The following is a 15,400-nucleotide window of genomic DNA, read 5'->3' as shown; positions in this document are numbered from 1 at the left end:
ACTCCCTTAAATCCAGAGCTTCTGCACACGGCGACCGCCGTAGAACAAGTTAACAATTGCTCGCGTACCCATGATGGCACTGAACATGGAGGTGAGAATACCGATAGACAGGGTTACCGCGAAGCCCTGTACCGGGCCGGAACCGATGGCATACAGAATCACCGCCACAATCAGGGTGGTGATGTTCGCATCCACAATGGTGCTGTAAGCATTGTCAAAACCGGCACTGATCGCTGTTTGGGGAGGCATCCCATTCCTGAGTTCCTCCCGTATTCGCGAGAAGATAAGCACGTTGGCATCCACCGCCATACCCACGGTCAATACGATACCGGCGATACCAGGCAACGTGAGGGTTGCACCCAACAGCGACATCACCGCCACCAGCAGGATCATATTCACCGCCAGGGCCAGGTTCGCGGCCAAGCCAAATACGCGGTAGGAAATCAGCATACAGATAATCACGGCCAGCAGACCGATCTGTACGGATTGCACACCCACCTTGATGTTATCGGCACCCAAAGATGGGCCGATCACACGCTCTTCCACAAAGTACATGGGAGCAGCCAGGGCGCCAGCACGCAGCAGCAGGGCCAGTTCCTGAGCTTCAGCCGGGCTGTCCAGACCGGTGGTGCGGAACTGCTTGCCCAGGGCACTCTGTACCGTGGCCAGATTAATAATTTTCTTCTCTTCGGTGCGCTTCTGCACGGTAACTTCATTACCGTTTTCGTCGATCTCAGTTACCGGCTCAAAGCGAGTCTCGATAAACAGGGTGCCCATGCGGCGACCGACATTTTTCCAGGTAGCGCGGTGCATCATCTCGCCGCCCCGGGCGTCGAGGGTGATATTTACTTGCGGGAAGCCGCTCTCGTCGTAACCGACGCGGGCATTGGTAACGCTGTCACCCTTGATAATGATCTGGCGCTCCAACCAGGCACCACCGTACATCTGCGCCTGACGCTCATCGCGGTACTCGAAGTATTCCTTGTTGGAAACCAGCTCATCCGGGCGAGCTTCCATACGGTATTCGAGGTTGGCAGTCTTACCGATAATACGCTTGGCCTCTGCGGTGTCCTGTACACCGGGCAGCTCCACAACGATACGGTTGCGGCCCTGGCGCTGTACGATCGGCTCAGCAACACCCAGCTCGTTCACCCGGTTGCGCAGAGTGGTGAGGTTCTGGGTTACTGCGTAATCTTCCAGCTGCTTGATTTCCTGATCGGTCAGGGTTGCGCGGATCTCCAGGTTTTCACCACTGCCGGACTCGCGCAGCTGAAGCTGCGGGAATTCCTTCCGCAGAGTGGACATCGCCCGGCTGCGCAGCTCATCGTTGCGGAAGCGGGCAATAATCTCGCGATCATCCACCAGCTCCACATTGCGGTAACGGGCCTTGGCTTCGCGCAGTTTGCTCTTCACTTCCTGCTCGTAGCTTTCCATGTTGTTCTTGACGATGGTGTTGGTGTCGACTTCCATCAGGAAGTGCACACCACCCGCCAGGTCCAGACCAAGCTTCATCGGGCTAGCGCCGATATCTTTCATCCACTGGGGTGTGGTGGAAGCCAGGTTCAGGGCGACAACATAGTTGGTGGTACCAAGCGCTTTTTGAATCGCCTCTTTAGCCGGCAACTGCTCCTCCATGGAGTTCAAGCGGATCAGTACTGACTTGTCCCCAACTTCGCCGCCGAAGTGAGCAATGCCCGCTTCATCCAGGGCTTTTTGTGCATTCGCAAGGACATCGGGGCCGATGGTGAGTGCACTGGATTGCCCGGAAATCTGCACGGCAGGGTCCGGCTTGTAGAGATTGGGCGCGGCGTACATCAGGCCAAAGGCCACAACCGCGAGAATCAGAAAGTACTTCCAGATCGGGTAGCGATTCATGCTGTTCTCATTGTTCTAGTGTGACCCCGAGGGCCGGTAAATCTTGGCAATCTGCCTAAGCAATTTGCCTGGATATGCGGGCAGTATACGCAGAATGCAAGGTACACCGCCCCCAATAAAAGTGGGGGCTGATTATACGGGGATCGTGGGAACGGACAAATTACAGGGGTGCCGCAATGAGACGGGCAGCACCCCAGGCAGGGTAAAAGCGACGCCTGATCAGGCCTCCAGCGCCGGAACCTCGCGGCCCAGACCACGGTAGAACTCGGCGACATAAGCCTCCAATTCATTGGCGGCAATTGCATCGCGCAGCTTTTGCATCAAGCGCTGGTAGTGGCGCAAATTGTGAATCGTATTTAGCTGCGCACCGAGAATTTCACCGCAGCGATCCAAGTGATGCAGGTAAGCGCGGGAGAAATTCTCACAGGTGTAGCAATCGCACTCTTCCTCCAAGGGACCCGTATCGTGACGGTGCCTGGCGTTGCGGATTTTCACCACGCCTTCAAAGGTAAACAGGTGGCCGTTGCGCGCATTGCGAGTGGGCATGACGCAGTCGAACATATCCACACCGCGACGCACCGCCTCGACAATATCCTCCGGCTTGCCCACGCCCATAAGGTAGCGCGGCTTATCTTCCGGCATCTTGTGAGCCAGGTGATCCAATACCTTGATCATCTCGTCTTTCGGCTCACCCACAGACAGGCCACCAATGGCATAGCCATCGAAGCCAATATCAGTTAACCCCTTAAGGGACACATCGCGCAATTCCGGGTACATACCGCCCTGCACAATTCCGAACAGCGCCGACGGGCTATCGCCGTGAGCCTTCTTGGAGCGCTCCGCCCAACGCAGGGACAACTCCATAGATTTGCGCGCTTCATCGGTGGTGGCCGGATAAGGGGTGCACTCATCGAAGATCATGACGATATCGGAACCCAGGTCCCGCTGAACGCGCATGGACTCTTCCGGGTCCAGGAATACCGGGCTGCCATCAATAGGCGAGCGGAAGGAAACCCCCTCTTCCGTAATCTTGCGCAGCTCACCCAGGCTAAACACCTGGAAACCGCCGGAGTCGGTAAGGATCGGGCCGGACCATTGAGTAAAGTCGTGCAGATCGCCGTGGGCTTTAACCACTTCGGTACCCGGGCGCAGCATCAGGTGGAAGGTATTGCCGAGAATAATCTGTGCACCGATCCCTTCGATATCCCTCGGCAACATGCCTTTCACGGTGCCGTAAGTGCCCACCGGCATAAACGCCGGGGTTTCCACCACACCGCGAGGGAAACGCAAGCGGCCGCGACGGGCCTTGCCATCAGTGGTATCCACTTCAAACTGCATAAAACATTCGCGGCTCACTGGGTATCTCCTTTCGCTGGTGCTACTTCTTCTTTTTTGGCATTGGGATCGCGGGTAATAAACATGGCATCGCCGTAACTAAAGAAGCGATAGCGCTCCTCAACTGCGGCCTTATAAGCGGCCATCGTATGCTGGTACCCCGCGAAGGCACTCACCAGCATCAATAAGGTGGACTCCGGCAGATGGAAGTTGGTGACCAACTTATCCACAACCTGGAATTCATAGCCGGGGTAAATAAAGATATCTGTCTCCCCCACCGTGGCCTGTAACTGGCCACTGCGCGCCGCACTTTCCAGCGCGCGTACGCTGGTGGTACCCACGGCAATCACGCTGCCATTGCGAGCGCGACAAGCAGTTACCGCATCCACCACATCCTGGGAGACATCCAGCACTTCGCTGTGCATCTGGTGCTCATAAATATTGTCCACACGCACTGGTTGGAAAGTACCCGCACCCACATGCAGGGTAACGAAGACAACCTCGACACCTTTATCCCGCAATGCGCCGATCATCTCATCATCAAAGTGCAGCCCCGCCGTCGGAGCCGCCACAGCACCGGCATTGCGGCCGTATACGGTTTGGTAGCGCTCGCGATCGCTGGCATCGTCTTCGCGATCAATATAAGGAGGCAGCGGCATATGGCCGAGGCGATCCAGAATCGCCAGCACACCTTCTTCTTTAGGGAAGGACAATTCAAACAGTGCATCCTTGCGGCCGGTCACCTCTATACGGGTACCGTCTTCAAGGACGATGGTGGAACCGGGCTTGGGCGACTTACTGGAGCGCACGTGGGCCCAGATATCCGTCTCGTTGAGCACCCGCTCCACCAGGATTTCCAACTTACCGCCGGTCTCCTTCTGCGCGAACAAACGCGCCGGGATCACCCGGGTATCGTTAAAGACTATCAGGTCACCAGCTTGGACCTGATCGAGAATATCTGGGAACTGCCGATGTGCAATGGCCCCGCTGGGCCCATCCAGACACAAAAGACGGCTGCCACGGCGCTCCTCGGTGGGCGCGCGGGCGATCAGCTCATCGGGCAGATGAAAGTCAAAGTCCTGACGCTGCATGGAATCCTGGAAATCTAGAAACTATGGAGAGGTCGCGAAGGTTATAGGAAATTTTAGGAGCTGTTAACTGGGACGACAGAAAATGCGCTAAGTTATTGAAATCACTGGTTGACCCAAGCGAAAGCATTGCTATAATCACGCCCTCTTCGCACCGACCCCAAGGTCGAGCAGCGAAAGTGCCAGAGTGGTGAAATTGGTAGACACAGGGGATTCAAAATCCCCCGCCCTTAAAAGCGTGCCGGTTCGAGTCCGGCCTCTGGTACCATTTTTCTTTTCAAATCAATGACTTAGCAGAGCCATTGCATTCAACCCAACATTTGGCATTTGCTTAACCTTCTGTACTTACAGGCTCAGCAATAGGCAATCCAGCTATCTGACACTCCTCTCATAATGCAGGAGTGAAACCTTTAGCCATTTTCCTCGCTCTACGAATAGACCTAGCAGCACTTTTGCTACACCTAGATTTTTCAGACCACCAAAAAAATCATCTCTGGTGATTCCTAGTGATTCCTAGATTCATAAATTTACTGCCAAAGCTAAAAACCTCGTGACAGAGGCTGACCCCTTATATACGTTTACAGTTAATCTTTTTGCCCGAGAAATTCAGGGTGGAAAATATTTACAAAATACTGAAAGGAGATCAGATGCCAGTAATAGACCCGACCATCGCCACTAACTTAGCTGGTGTTTTATGTCAGAATTACGCGGATGAAACCAATAGCTTTTCAGCTAAGCACCCTGTGAGTGTTCAACACTTCACTGAGATAATGGCCTATTGCCACACTAAAATTAATCAGTACGCCTCGCTAGTCAAAAATGAAAAAGACGAACAAGCTAAAATAGCGGAAAGGTACTTGGACCTGGCAATCAACAATCTTTTTTCGTCAATGCAGCTCTTAATCATCGAGCACATAATTGCATCAGGTAACATGTTTCGGCAGGCTGTAGAAGCCACTTGCATAGCTATCCTTCTCTCTCACCGTGGAGAGCTTAGAACAACCTACAAAAAGAATGGGAAAAAAATAGAAGAAAATTTTTTATTTTTAGATATTTTTATGGAAGATAAACACTACAAATGGCCGTATCTTTACTTACCATTGATAGAGAAAAATAAGTCAGCCTTAGGCATAGATGCAGAATTCATAGAAGTATTCAAAGCTGCTCAGAGAGTTTTCAACGGCTATAGCCATGCAAGCAAAAAAACTATTAATCTAAGCCAGTCCGGCGGTATAGGATCAAGACTATTTATCGGCGGAGGGATAGGACATCCTGAAAAAAACCTTTTAGATTTCGAGCTTAAAGCAAGAATAAATTTTTCTAAAAAAATTCCAACCATAATTGATTACATCTATAAACTGCTACACCTTCAAACACCTGAAACCTCCGATACAAAAAGTTAAGACTTCAAATGCAACTAACTTCTCTATCTAGGCCCAAAACTCAAGAGCCTAAATAGCTAGCATTATTAGACCCCAAGGTTTACCAAGCTACAGTTCCCTTTCTTATTCGCCCCTCCAGTTCCTCCATATTCTCCCGCTGGCAATCCATCGAGTTATGATAATCGTGCACTATGGAATCGCCAATTCTAGCCAGCCCTTTTATCACGCTAGGAACATCAGGGGCTTGGGCAATAGCGTGGAATAGGTTTCGCAGCATCTCGAAGCCTTCCATACTTTCGGAGGCTATGTCTCGGGCTTCACCAACAATGAACAGCGTGTTGGGAAGTGGCCTTTGAGCATTGCTGATAGTCATGATGGATTCCTTTATTGTTGGTCTGTAACAATCACCTCTAACTAATGTGACCCAATGTCCCCTATTCTGCAAACCCCCAAAAGGGGTAGCTTTAAGTGCCACCCATATTGACACCACATAAAATACCGGATCAAATACTGTATAAATAGCCAGACAAATAGGGGGTAATTAATATCTCTTCCGCCCAGTGCCCAAATTTTACTAGAGGCCACGCCCTATTATCACAGCGCTTCCCCCTGTGTACGAAGAACATTGCTGCGTAGCAGAAAATATAATCATGGACATCCATAGAAATAGCGCCATTTGATGACAACATTATGCATAGTACGTATAACAAACAATAAAAATAAAGCCCCCTTCAATAGAACCTATCCCAAAGGAATCAATTATGCCCAGAAAAATAAATTCACTCCGACTCCCTGGCAAAGGAAGCAAATATTATTTGGAATTTTTGAGAAATTTAGCACCCAAAATATTACTTTTTGCGTTTGTACTAATCATCGGTAGCAAACTTGATTTTACCAAAATTGATTTAAGCAACTGGGAGATGACGCTTATATTTTATGTGTTGCTTATTGCATTTCTTCTAGCATTCATTGGAAACTTCAGACAACTATACACAGGCTGCTACTCTGATATAGACCGCTGGAGCAAGAAAATATTTTTCAAGGCAAATATTTCTGAACGGACGGGACTCTCAAAACTATGGTTTTTCGCTTTGGCCATACTAAAAACGCGGCTCATAGTGTTTTTAGAATTACTATTTGTGTCAATACTTTTACCAATCGTTCTAGCAATGATAGTTAGAACCTCATTTTCTTCCGCGAACAATCTATTACAGTGATTCTGGACACCCACAAAAGTAATATTTCAAGCGCCCCCATATTGACACCGCATAAAACACCGGATGAGTTCAAAAAACACTAAGGATAAGAAATGAGAGCCACGATAAAAGCTATAAACCCAAACAGAGGAATGTATGCCGCTAAAATACACAATGATGGATCATATGTTATATTTGAACTACTCGACATGGACGAGCCTGATTTGGGTGATGAGATAATTCATGCAAACTTCTATTCTATGGGCGGTGAAACATTTCAAAATATCACCAAGCAAAGCAAAATAGAGGTTTTCATCCAAAATGTGTGCGGAGCCAACCTTGTTCGCCAACAACTGTTACTTTAAATATATAACCAACCTGTAGATACTAGCCAGGATCTAATTATGAGGTTAGAGCAAGATTCTGATCTCATGACTCTAGAAAGATAAGGTTCAGAGATTTTGGACACCCACAAAATTTGTAGCTTCAAGCGCCATCCATATTGACACCACATAAAATACCGGATCAAATGCTGTATAAATAGTCATACATATAGGGATGACCAATGCCCCTTCCATCTAGTCTCAAATCTCACTTGAGGGCACCCCTTATTACCACCGCACCTCCCGCTGTGCATGGATAATATTTTCATGTGCCAGAGATATAGAATCTGGTAAAAACTATGAGCATCGCCTCAGATAAATTAAATCTAGAACACACAATCTTACTTTAAATTTAACTATTGACTTCATAACATATACAATTAGGAACCACTATCATCTTGTAGTTCAGGATGAAACAAATAAATAGCTATCTAGGCCATCAATATTTATATCATAAAATTAGAATGGCATTTTCCATTTAAAAGAATCATTATTACTGAAAATAAAAAGGCATACTTAATTTAAGCTCTAAATTCAAGTAAATTTTTGCATCTACAGGCTCATTATATGAATAGTAATAATTCAATTACTTCCGGTGGTTGCTTATGTGGAGCTGTGCGGTACGAGGTTAAAGGGCCACTACGCAACGTAGTTAACTGTCATTGTAGTATGTGTCAAAAACTACATGGAAGTTTCGGCCCGCATACCAAAGCTCGCAAGGTCAACATTAAAATAACAAAAGATGACGGGCTGGCGTGGTATAAAACATCAGAAGTAGCCCGCAGAGGCTTCTGCCAGCAATGTGGTTCAAGCCTATTCTGGGAACCATTTAATCTCGATGCAACTGGAATTATTGCAGGATCACTAGATGGCCCAACCGGGTTGAAAACTATGGGGCATATTTTCACTGGCGAAAAATCTGATTTTTACGAAATTGATGACGAACACCCTCAATTCAAGGAGTCATCTGATGGGCAACTAGTCAACGACTACAAGTAGGTTATTATTATTTGAAAGAGAGAAACAGGGGGGGGCAATGCTTCTTCCACGCAGTACTCAAATCTAATCAGAGGCCACTCCCTATTACCACTGCGGCACCCGCTGTGTGCTATGAGAGTTTTTATGTAACAGAGATTTACACTATTAGAAACACTGTGTAAATCTCCCTAGTCAGACTTACTAGTTTTTAGTTAAGCCCCGCCCCGGCAGGAGCCAGCCTTAATAATCTTCACAAAACTTTTATTCTTTTATCAAAAAATCACCATATCCTCTAGCATACTCAAGGGAAAGTATCATTCCAAATTTAGCACAACCTCCATTATTCTTTGGTGCATTTAGCTCCGCTTTCATATTTGAAAAGATCTTCCGTAATTTTCCAGATATATTATCATCATCAACTTCTAGTAACACTATTTTTTCAATTTTACCCCAATGATTAATCACTACTGAAATCCTGAATTCCATATTAGGAAAAAATGATTTATTTAATTCAAGCTCAAGCAGTTTCGGCAGCTTTGCTGCCGCATAAGCAAAATATTCTTGCTCATTTATAGTTTTTTCACTGAGGTGAGCAAACCATTTAACTGGGCATTTTTTTCGCAAATGCTCATATTGCAACCTCTGGCTCTCAAGCCGACTCTCTAAAGCACGAAGAGTTCCCAGTGAATCTTGATTGGAATCTACTGCTAAAACACTAACGTTTACTACACATAACAATAAAGTGACAATAATTTTCCTAGACACCAACGGCCCTCTCAACCTCAACGAGGCACATATCAAATCAACCTTTGCCGAGCAAATCCAAACCTTGCTTAAAATACGTATAAAGACAATCACTTGTCCCCATAAAACCACCGCGCCCAACATCTATATTTTTTTCAGGCCAAATTAATTTCATCGGCAGCCCCCCAAATTTTACGGACTCAATATTATGAACAAGCCCCACTTGTGCATAAAATATGCCTTCTGATTTCAGGTAGATATAAAATTCAACTACCTCCCCACCAAATGCCGTTCCTTTATTGTTTGCCTTATGAAAGCAATTCGCAAATTCAGCATAGTATTTAGGCAACAACTCAAATTCCTGACCTCTCGCTAAAAATACTACACCTTCTATGCTTTCAGCATCTATTAGTTTTGTATTATCAAAAAATACTTGCCGGGATTGCTTTGTCGACCAAGAAAGATAAAAAATAAAAGCAGAGAAACATAAAAACAAAGCGATCCTAAAATCCTTGCCACCCATAAAAACCTCTAACGTGAAAGGCTTGAAGATCACAATAATAGACCTTAATAACCCCTAAAGCACTTACCAAAGGTATACTATACAGTACTATTAATATTCAGCAAAGCCGCAAACTTGGATTGAATAACAATTCTGGATATCCACAAAATCAATAATTTTAATCGCAGGCCATATTGATATCAGACAAATTGCTATAGATAGGCTACTAGATAGAAGATAACAAATGCCACTTCCATGCGGCTCTTAAAATTCACTAGAACCTCCTATCAAATCTACGGATGCCCAATTTTTTCAGGCCCATATATTATTTAATTCGTATACCTAGTGGGCACTTAAGGATCTAACTGAGATAAACCCACCTCTTCTAATATCCTTCAAATTAGAACCTCCGCCAAATACAACCAGTAGAATTCCAGCCCCAAGTATTGGCAAATGCCCTATCAATTCATGAACACCAAGAATAGACGCGGTCAAAATGAAGAAACTCAATACCGTAATAGTTGCCAACCGTGTTGACCACCCGAGCAAGATAACCAAACCAAAGCAGAATTCAGCCATTCCCGCAGAAAAAACGAAGGTCAAATCGGAGAAAGAGTGCCACCCCAGATTAGACATGAAGTTCCAATGATAGTGCTGCAGAAATTCAAGACCCAAGTGAGGATTGAGCCACTTATTGTGAACTGCCAGAGTCATAAGCTGAAGGCCTAGCCCACAACGTAAAGCAAGCAATCCAAGACCTGGCTTTTGATACAATATAAATGCTAGTGAAAGCCCTAAAAATTCAAAGCCATAGTCAATCCAGATTGAGAATGGGTAAGTAGCCATTATTGAGAGCAAAAGCGCGAAGATTAGATATCCGGAGCTTCTTAGGCTGACATCTAAAATTAACACAATACCAATTACCAGCTGAAACTCATTAACAAGACTTTGCGTGGCAGAGAATTCCAGGTTTGGGGCCAGTAATACACCCGAAAAATAATTAAAAACAAAGGTCAACCCAATCAAGGCAGACGTGATATGCCAAATTTTGTGACGGCCAATATCGGACCAGAGGTAAGGGAGTTTGTTGGATGCCTTGTGAACAGCTACTGCCTCAAGCGACTGTAAGGATCTATTCACCATACAGTATAGAAAGCCCCCCAAAAGAACTAACGCATATATCCAATTCCACTCAAACTCAACTGCATTACCATCGTTTTGTACAAACCAGCGTACATGAGACCACGCAGGAGGCGAAACAAAGTAGCCCATAAAAGCTAGCACTAATAGGCAACTGTAAGGCTTCCTCTGAGTACACATAATTCTGACCTTATTAAATACTCCTTTTTGCCCGCAGTGAACTCATGCAGGCAAATCTTGCACGCGATCATATATAGTTCACGTAATTAGAGTAAATGAGGTAACTTTCACATTGCTAGGCACTTAACAAATGTGAAAAAAATAGCATGCTAAGGGAATTCTTTGTCAACCAAAAAAAATCTTGGAACAACCTCACAGAAAATGAAATTATCGATCTATTGTGAAGTCACTTGGAGAATCCTAACTGAGTAGTGTGAGTCTACAATTTAAACAAATCTAGACACTCACATAAGATACCGGATCAAGTGCTTTATAAATACAGGAGATAACCAGTACCTCCTCTACCCATTACTCAAATCTCATTAGAGGCACCCCAGCCCTAAGCCTATAAAAACTAGTATCCACCATTACAGAACATTTATTTCTTTATTCTTATGCTATCCAGTATTTTCTCTACCATGTCTCTGTCTGCTTCAATTTCCCTATTGCTACGTTCCTCTATAACAATAACAGACCTGTCCCCCTTATGAATAAGGTACAAGGTAGTTCTCACAGTGTTAACTTTATAAAAACCATCAGTTTTATAAATATTGATAATACCTGGAACCATCCTACCATCTATAGGGGTAATGGTTTTGCGCGTTTCCTTTTCAAGCACTTCTATTCTGCTGTATTCTTCTAGCATAACCCTACTAATATTTTCGGCTAGATCTGGCAGTGGCAATTCAACTGGATATGGAGTTACAGTAATAAATACTGACGTACGGTTTGGACCATCAACAAAGATCTCCCTGAATCCATCTTTATCTACCTCATAACTTACACTGAAGCTGTCAGGATGAAATAAAAATAGATGTTCGTCTTCATACTTCTTTAACTTATCGGCAAGGGAATGGGTGCTAAACGCTAGCATCAACACTAGCACTAGAAGATTTCTAAACATTAAGTTTTACTGAAATGGTTTGTAGTTGATAGTGCTAAATAATATATGAATTTTGCACTTTAAGTTGTGAACTCTAGATGCCTGATGTCATCTTATGAAAAGTTATATAAGCAATGTCGCCAAATGGTAACTTGACTGGGGTTGATATGGGATACCGGAAAGTTGGCTATTAATACCACCTCATAAGCACTATCAAGCCATCATCCTCATATCGACAAGAGTGAAGTGCTGAACCAATACAATACATTGGGAAAGACACAGAAGCCTCTAAAACTAGCCCAGCATTTCTTTAAGTGGAAATAAGAGTTTCGACATTCAATTATTCAAGAGACTCTTCAAATTCCTTTTTGCTCTCTAAATCGTAATAAAGAATATCACTCCAATACAAACCCACCGGAGGCTCACTCTCAACGTTGTCAAATTTATCATTGAACTGGAGCCCATAAAATGGACTTAAAACAGATTCTGAATTGTTTTCTGCTGCACTCTTTACAATATCAGCTGATGCCTCTGGGTCTTCAGGAAGTGCATCAATAGCTGCTCCAGCTTCACGGCAAGCGATAATTTCGGATTCAACGTAGCCACGCAGAACTGACTCTTCAGAGTCATCCATACAGTCCAGCTCGATAGTCTCAAGCAGTAGATGCCTATCCTTATGCTCTTGAAGGAATTCTAACGTTTCATTTAGCATTGAATCCGGCAGATCCGTAATGTCTTTGCTAATAACTCGCAGAACTTCAACAAATTTCTTTAACCGCTCAAATCCTGCCTCAAAGTCACTACTAATAGCATAAAGTTGAGTTTTATCATCAGGTGAATCGTCCTCAAAGCCATCCGAGACCAATGACGCGCACAGATTGGGATTCCCGGACATTAGTACACGGTAGGTGAAGGGAATACTATATGGCCATTCAGATAAGCCTGAGATAGTCTCGGGGCGGTCTGAATAGGATTTAGGTTGATTACTAAGGCTATAAAGATAAGAACGATTTGCCATTTTGAGGCTCCCTATAAATACTGCCAACGGCACAACTTTATCGCTGTCATGCCTTTTCTGCTTAAGAAAATTATTGGATTGAAACTTCCTGGGCTAAGAAAGTCGAGAGTGAAGTTAACTATGTGTGCTTACCATCCAGTTAGTTGCTAATAACCATCGGTTCATTCGTAAATTGAGTAGATGGATAAGTTAGGTACTGACCGCCAGCGTTCTATTTCTGTTAGAACTAGACTCTACCACTACTGAGCCTGATTATGTACAAAGGGGCTTTATTTTAATGATATTTTTCAGAAATTGATTTTAATCAATTTCAGCTTGGAGTTTTTCTAACTGTGCCGTAGCCAGAGCTATTCAACTTTACCCCTGTAAATAGCTCTGGTCACTCGGTAGATTATCAAACCACAACCTGCCTTAACCTGAACTTTAAATTACTCACGCTATACATGTAACTATTACTTACTTTTTCTACCCTCTGTCTTCGTTCATTAAGTCTACCTTAGTTACCAGGCTCCTATTATTCGGGGCACTCCCTTTCTTCCAATACCCCACCCCTTTTGATTGAGTATTCTGTATAACTTCCGGTCATTATATCGAGAATTTGTAACCAGGAATAAAACAGCGCTTTTTCAGATTTAGCAATTTCTTCTGCCAGTTCCTTTGCGGATTCCTCTGTGGGTGCAGAATCCCTAAAGCTTTTTGCACCACCATTCATTAAATGAACCCGCTCTGCAAAAATTGCGAACCGATTGATTTTTCTTCCCATAATTTGCTCCTTATCCATAAAAACAGCTTAAGTCCTTACATTCCTAAGCTGATACTTCCATCCAATTTATACTTCGCTCAACTCCTCGCATTTGCGCCAGGGTCAGCTCTAACTCCTCGCGTAGATTCATCTCCACTGATACCGAAAAGCTGCGTACGTATTTTGTATAGTTAAGGATACAGATAGCGTACATTGGCCGGTTGTTATAACCCGATCGGTAACGGCAGATCCGGATCGGCTCCCCGTCAATAGTGATACTTCTGGCTCCCATTACTACCTCCACTCAATATACTGTACATGCATACAGTATACGGTAAGAGGTTCAGGAACTGTCAAGTCACTATTGCCGCCAGTCCAGAGCCCACTCCGCCCATATCGCCCTTCTGCACGCGAATTACCAGTGTTATCAAGGAGTTTGGTACGAGCGTAATCACCGTTTACGCCATAGCCGCAGATATGCACTTCCTGTGTATTGGCAACCCAGTCGTATAAAGTGCTGGGACAAGCCATAGACTGTATAAGAAACGATCAGCGATCTATTTTTTGATTAAAAAATGATTAACAAGGCTTAAGGTGAGGGAACACCGGTGAGTAGTACATAGGCTACACCGCTCAACTCAATGCAAGGGAGAAGCAGAGGGGTTGTCGCAGAACAATGTGTATTCTGCTAGCTACCGAGAGTATTTGAGGAAAGCTGTGGTAGTCAGCCCTTGGGAGGGTTTTGCGGTACTTCTAAGCTCTCGATGCTTTTAGCCAGCCAGTCTTCATACCAGTTAAGATAGCTACTAGACCAAGGCTGTGGCTCACGGTAACTCTGAGTAACCCATACTTCTCCCCTATGAGCACCGTTAATAACTAACATAAATTCAATACCACAGCCTATTTCTGCAATATCAATGGTACCTTCTGACATCGGATATTCATCTTCGTCATCCTGGTAGTAGTGCGGAAGACCCTCCACGTTAGCACCATAAGAATGCCCAGCCCCAAAACCTATCTCAAGAAGAAAGGCCCGAAACTCCTGCGGTAAAGAAATGCTGTACTGTTTCTCGATACCGTTAATTTCTTCCTCCGAAAACCGACGGAAGTTATAGTTCCAGCGCTCTGCACCAAAGAGAGAACAATCCTTATCCAAACCACTCAGCTGTTTAAGTTGTTGTTTGATGCCCAGAAGCCGGCTTTCTATATCTTGTGTACTCATACTGTCTATATTTTAACTATTTATAAGTTTCTGCATTGCCTAGATTACAATTTTTAACGCAACGACTAAACTGCCTCCTCCACATCCTGCCTCACCGAAACCTAACGAAGAGTGAGATTACTTCAATTTGTGTCATTTCGTAAATCTCAATTCGCGACCATAATTACTGCGATAAGAGCCCCAAAAATAAAATAGAAAAATACAATCCACCCTTGTACTAAGATACCTACTTACAAAAATCAAAAGAGATATTTGCGATGTATACCAGTGATTTAATTTAATTTAGCCAATTTAATCTAGATCAACTATGGCCCAACAATATCAAACCCCAACAGCAGCTAACATATTTTAAAATTGAAAATACAGCTAAAAAGATAGGCGCAGAAATGATCTTATTGGAATTTATTCAGATTGTTTTCAGTAACAAAACTGCGTAAGGTAAGTAAATATTTCTCGATATTTTAATCGCTGCTGAGCAGCGTTATTTGTGAAAACATCGAGTTCAAAATTTATAAATTGCCTATTCCCTCAAAGGAGAACGGTAGCGTGACCTAAAAGTAAGTAAAAGTCGCTGACCCAAGGTGCTACCAACACCAGGGGCCAGCTAACCAAATTGATAGGATCATTATCAAAGTGGCTGTATGGATGATACGCTAGAAACCCGCTCGTCTTCAATAAAGTGGAGCACATTCA

General features: G+C 44.5%; 15 protein-coding genes and 1 tRNA gene. 4 read left to right on the top strand and 12 right to left on the bottom strand.

Annotated features, from left to right (window positions below; translation table 11 throughout):
- Positions 1–6: 6 nt before the first annotated feature.
- The 3 genes from secD to queA form a co-directional block, all read right to left on the bottom strand.
- Positions 7–1,875, bottom strand: coding sequence for a protein translocase subunit SecD (secD, locus tag ACG1BZ_RS05285; RefSeq protein WP_413664695.1), 1,869 nt, complete (start codon positions 1,873–1,875; stop codon positions 7–9).
- Between the two features lie 219 nt (positions 1,876–2,094).
- The gene (gene tgt, locus ACG1BZ_RS05280; protein ID WP_413664694.1) at positions 2,095–3,231 is read right to left on the bottom strand and encodes a tRNA guanosine(34) transglycosylase Tgt; all 1,137 of its coding nucleotides are present in this window, start codon (positions 3,229–3,231) and stop codon (positions 2,095–2,097) included.
- Positions 3,228–4,301, bottom strand: coding sequence for a tRNA preQ1(34) S-adenosylmethionine ribosyltransferase-isomerase QueA (gene queA, locus ACG1BZ_RS05275; protein ID WP_413664693.1), 1,074 nt, complete (start codon positions 4,299–4,301; stop codon positions 3,228–3,230). Before queA ends, tgt begins: the two co-directional genes overlap by 4 nt.
- Before the next feature lie 178 nt (positions 4,302–4,479).
- Between queA and ACG1BZ_RS05270 the strand changes: the two genes are divergently transcribed.
- Both ACG1BZ_RS05270 and ACG1BZ_RS05265 read left to right on the top strand, forming a co-directional pair.
- Positions 4,480–4,566: transfer RNA gene (locus ACG1BZ_RS05270), tRNA-Leu, on the top strand.
- A 379-nt stretch (positions 4,567–4,945) separates the two neighbouring features.
- The gene (locus ACG1BZ_RS05265; protein ID WP_413664692.1) at positions 4,946–5,701 is read left to right on the top strand and encodes a hypothetical protein; all 756 of its coding nucleotides are present in this window, start codon (positions 4,946–4,948) and stop codon (positions 5,699–5,701) included.
- Positions 5,702–5,780: 79 nt separating this feature from the next.
- Here ACG1BZ_RS05265 and ACG1BZ_RS05260 read toward each other — a convergent pair whose 3' ends face one another.
- Complete coding sequence (locus tag ACG1BZ_RS05260) at positions 5,781–6,053, bottom strand: hypothetical protein (RefSeq protein WP_413664691.1); 273 nt, start codon at positions 6,051–6,053, stop codon at positions 5,781–5,783.
- A gap of 936 nt (positions 6,054–6,989) precedes the next feature.
- Between ACG1BZ_RS05260 and ACG1BZ_RS05255 the strand changes: the two genes are divergently transcribed.
- Positions 6,990–7,241: a hypothetical protein gene (locus ACG1BZ_RS05255; RefSeq protein ID WP_413664690.1), complete on the top strand. Its 252-nt coding sequence runs from the start codon at positions 6,990–6,992 to the stop codon at positions 7,239–7,241.
- Positions 7,242–7,826: 585 nt separating this feature from the next.
- The gene (locus ACG1BZ_RS05250) at positions 7,827–8,258 is read left to right on the top strand and encodes a GFA family protein (protein ID WP_413664689.1); all 432 of its coding nucleotides are present in this window, start codon (positions 7,827–7,829) and stop codon (positions 8,256–8,258) included.
- A gap of 240 nt (positions 8,259–8,498) precedes the next feature.
- Here ACG1BZ_RS05250 and ACG1BZ_RS05245 read toward each other — a convergent pair whose 3' ends face one another.
- From ACG1BZ_RS05245 to ACG1BZ_RS05210, 8 genes are all read right to left on the bottom strand, one after another.
- The gene (locus ACG1BZ_RS05245) at positions 8,499–9,002 is read right to left on the bottom strand and encodes a hypothetical protein (RefSeq protein ID WP_413664688.1); all 504 of its coding nucleotides are present in this window, start codon (positions 9,000–9,002) and stop codon (positions 8,499–8,501) included.
- Between the two features lie 37 nt (positions 9,003–9,039).
- Positions 9,040–9,504 (bottom strand): hypothetical protein, encoded by a 465-nt coding sequence (locus ACG1BZ_RS05240; RefSeq protein WP_413664687.1) that lies wholly within the window; start codon positions 9,502–9,504, stop codon positions 9,040–9,042.
- 321 nt (positions 9,505–9,825) lie between these two features.
- The gene (locus tag ACG1BZ_RS05235; RefSeq protein ID WP_413664686.1) at positions 9,826–10,755 is read right to left on the bottom strand and encodes a hypothetical protein; all 930 of its coding nucleotides are present in this window, start codon (positions 10,753–10,755) and stop codon (positions 9,826–9,828) included.
- A 466-nt stretch (positions 10,756–11,221) separates the two neighbouring features.
- Entirely contained in the window at positions 11,222–11,746 is a 525-nt protein-coding gene (locus tag ACG1BZ_RS05230) for a hypothetical protein (protein WP_413664685.1), read from the bottom strand.
- Positions 11,747–12,065: 319 nt separating this feature from the next.
- Complete coding sequence (locus tag ACG1BZ_RS05225; RefSeq protein WP_413664684.1) at positions 12,066–12,743, bottom strand: hypothetical protein; 678 nt, start codon at positions 12,741–12,743, stop codon at positions 12,066–12,068.
- 514 nt (positions 12,744–13,257) lie between these two features.
- A complete protein-coding gene (locus ACG1BZ_RS05220) occupies positions 13,258–13,524 on the bottom strand; it encodes a hypothetical protein (protein ID WP_413664683.1) in 267 nt (88 codons plus the stop codon).
- Positions 13,525–13,549: 25 nt separating this feature from the next.
- Complete coding sequence (locus tag ACG1BZ_RS05215; protein WP_413664682.1) at positions 13,550–13,777, bottom strand: hypothetical protein; 228 nt, start codon at positions 13,775–13,777, stop codon at positions 13,550–13,552.
- 432 nt (positions 13,778–14,209) lie between these two features.
- Entirely contained in the window at positions 14,210–14,707 is a 498-nt protein-coding gene (locus ACG1BZ_RS05210; protein ID WP_413664681.1) for an SMI1/KNR4 family protein, read from the bottom strand.
- Positions 14,708–15,400: the final 693 nt, after the last annotated feature.

Source organism: Microbulbifer sp. CNSA002, assembly GCF_047324085.1.
Taxonomy (GTDB): domain Bacteria; phylum Pseudomonadota; class Gammaproteobacteria; order Pseudomonadales; family Cellvibrionaceae; genus Microbulbifer.
The sequence above is the reverse complement of the archived record's forward strand: the minus strand, read 5'-3'. Positions and strand labels throughout refer to the sequence as shown.

Coding starts and splice junctions, on each gene's coding strand:
- secD (WP_413664695.1), bottom strand. CDS start 1,875: ATGAATCGCTACCCGATCTGGAAGTACTTTCTGATTCTCGCGGTTGTG.
- ACG1BZ_RS05210 (WP_413664681.1), bottom strand. CDS start 14,707: ATGAGTACACAAGATATAGAAAGCCGGCTTCTGGGCATCAAACAACAA.
- ACG1BZ_RS05225 (WP_413664684.1), bottom strand. CDS start 12,743: ATGGCAAATCGTTCTTATCTTTATAGCCTTAGTAATCAACCTAAATCC.
- ACG1BZ_RS05220 (WP_413664683.1), bottom strand. CDS start 13,524: ATGGATAAGGAGCAAATTATGGGAAGAAAAATCAATCGGTTCGCAATT.
- queA (WP_413664693.1), bottom strand. CDS start 4,301: ATGCAGCGTCAGGACTTTGACTTTCATCTGCCCGATGAGCTGATCGCC.
- ACG1BZ_RS05250 (WP_413664689.1), top strand. CDS start 7,827: ATGAATAGTAATAATTCAATTACTTCCGGTGGTTGCTTATGTGGAGCT.
- ACG1BZ_RS05255 (WP_413664690.1), top strand. CDS start 6,990: ATGAGAGCCACGATAAAAGCTATAAACCCAAACAGAGGAATGTATGCC.
- ACG1BZ_RS05260 (WP_413664691.1), bottom strand. CDS start 6,053: ATGACTATCAGCAATGCTCAAAGGCCACTTCCCAACACGCTGTTCATT.
- ACG1BZ_RS05240 (WP_413664687.1), bottom strand. CDS start 9,504: ATGGGTGGCAAGGATTTTAGGATCGCTTTGTTTTTATGTTTCTCTGCT.
- ACG1BZ_RS05265 (WP_413664692.1), top strand. CDS start 4,946: ATGCCAGTAATAGACCCGACCATCGCCACTAACTTAGCTGGTGTTTTA.
- ACG1BZ_RS05215 (WP_413664682.1), bottom strand. CDS start 13,777: ATGGGAGCCAGAAGTATCACTATTGACGGGGAGCCGATCCGGATCTGC.
- ACG1BZ_RS05235 (WP_413664686.1), bottom strand. CDS start 10,755: ATGGGCTACTTTGTTTCGCCTCCTGCGTGGTCTCATGTACGCTGGTTT.
- ACG1BZ_RS05230 (WP_413664685.1), bottom strand. CDS start 11,746: ATGTTTAGAAATCTTCTAGTGCTAGTGTTGATGCTAGCGTTTAGCACC.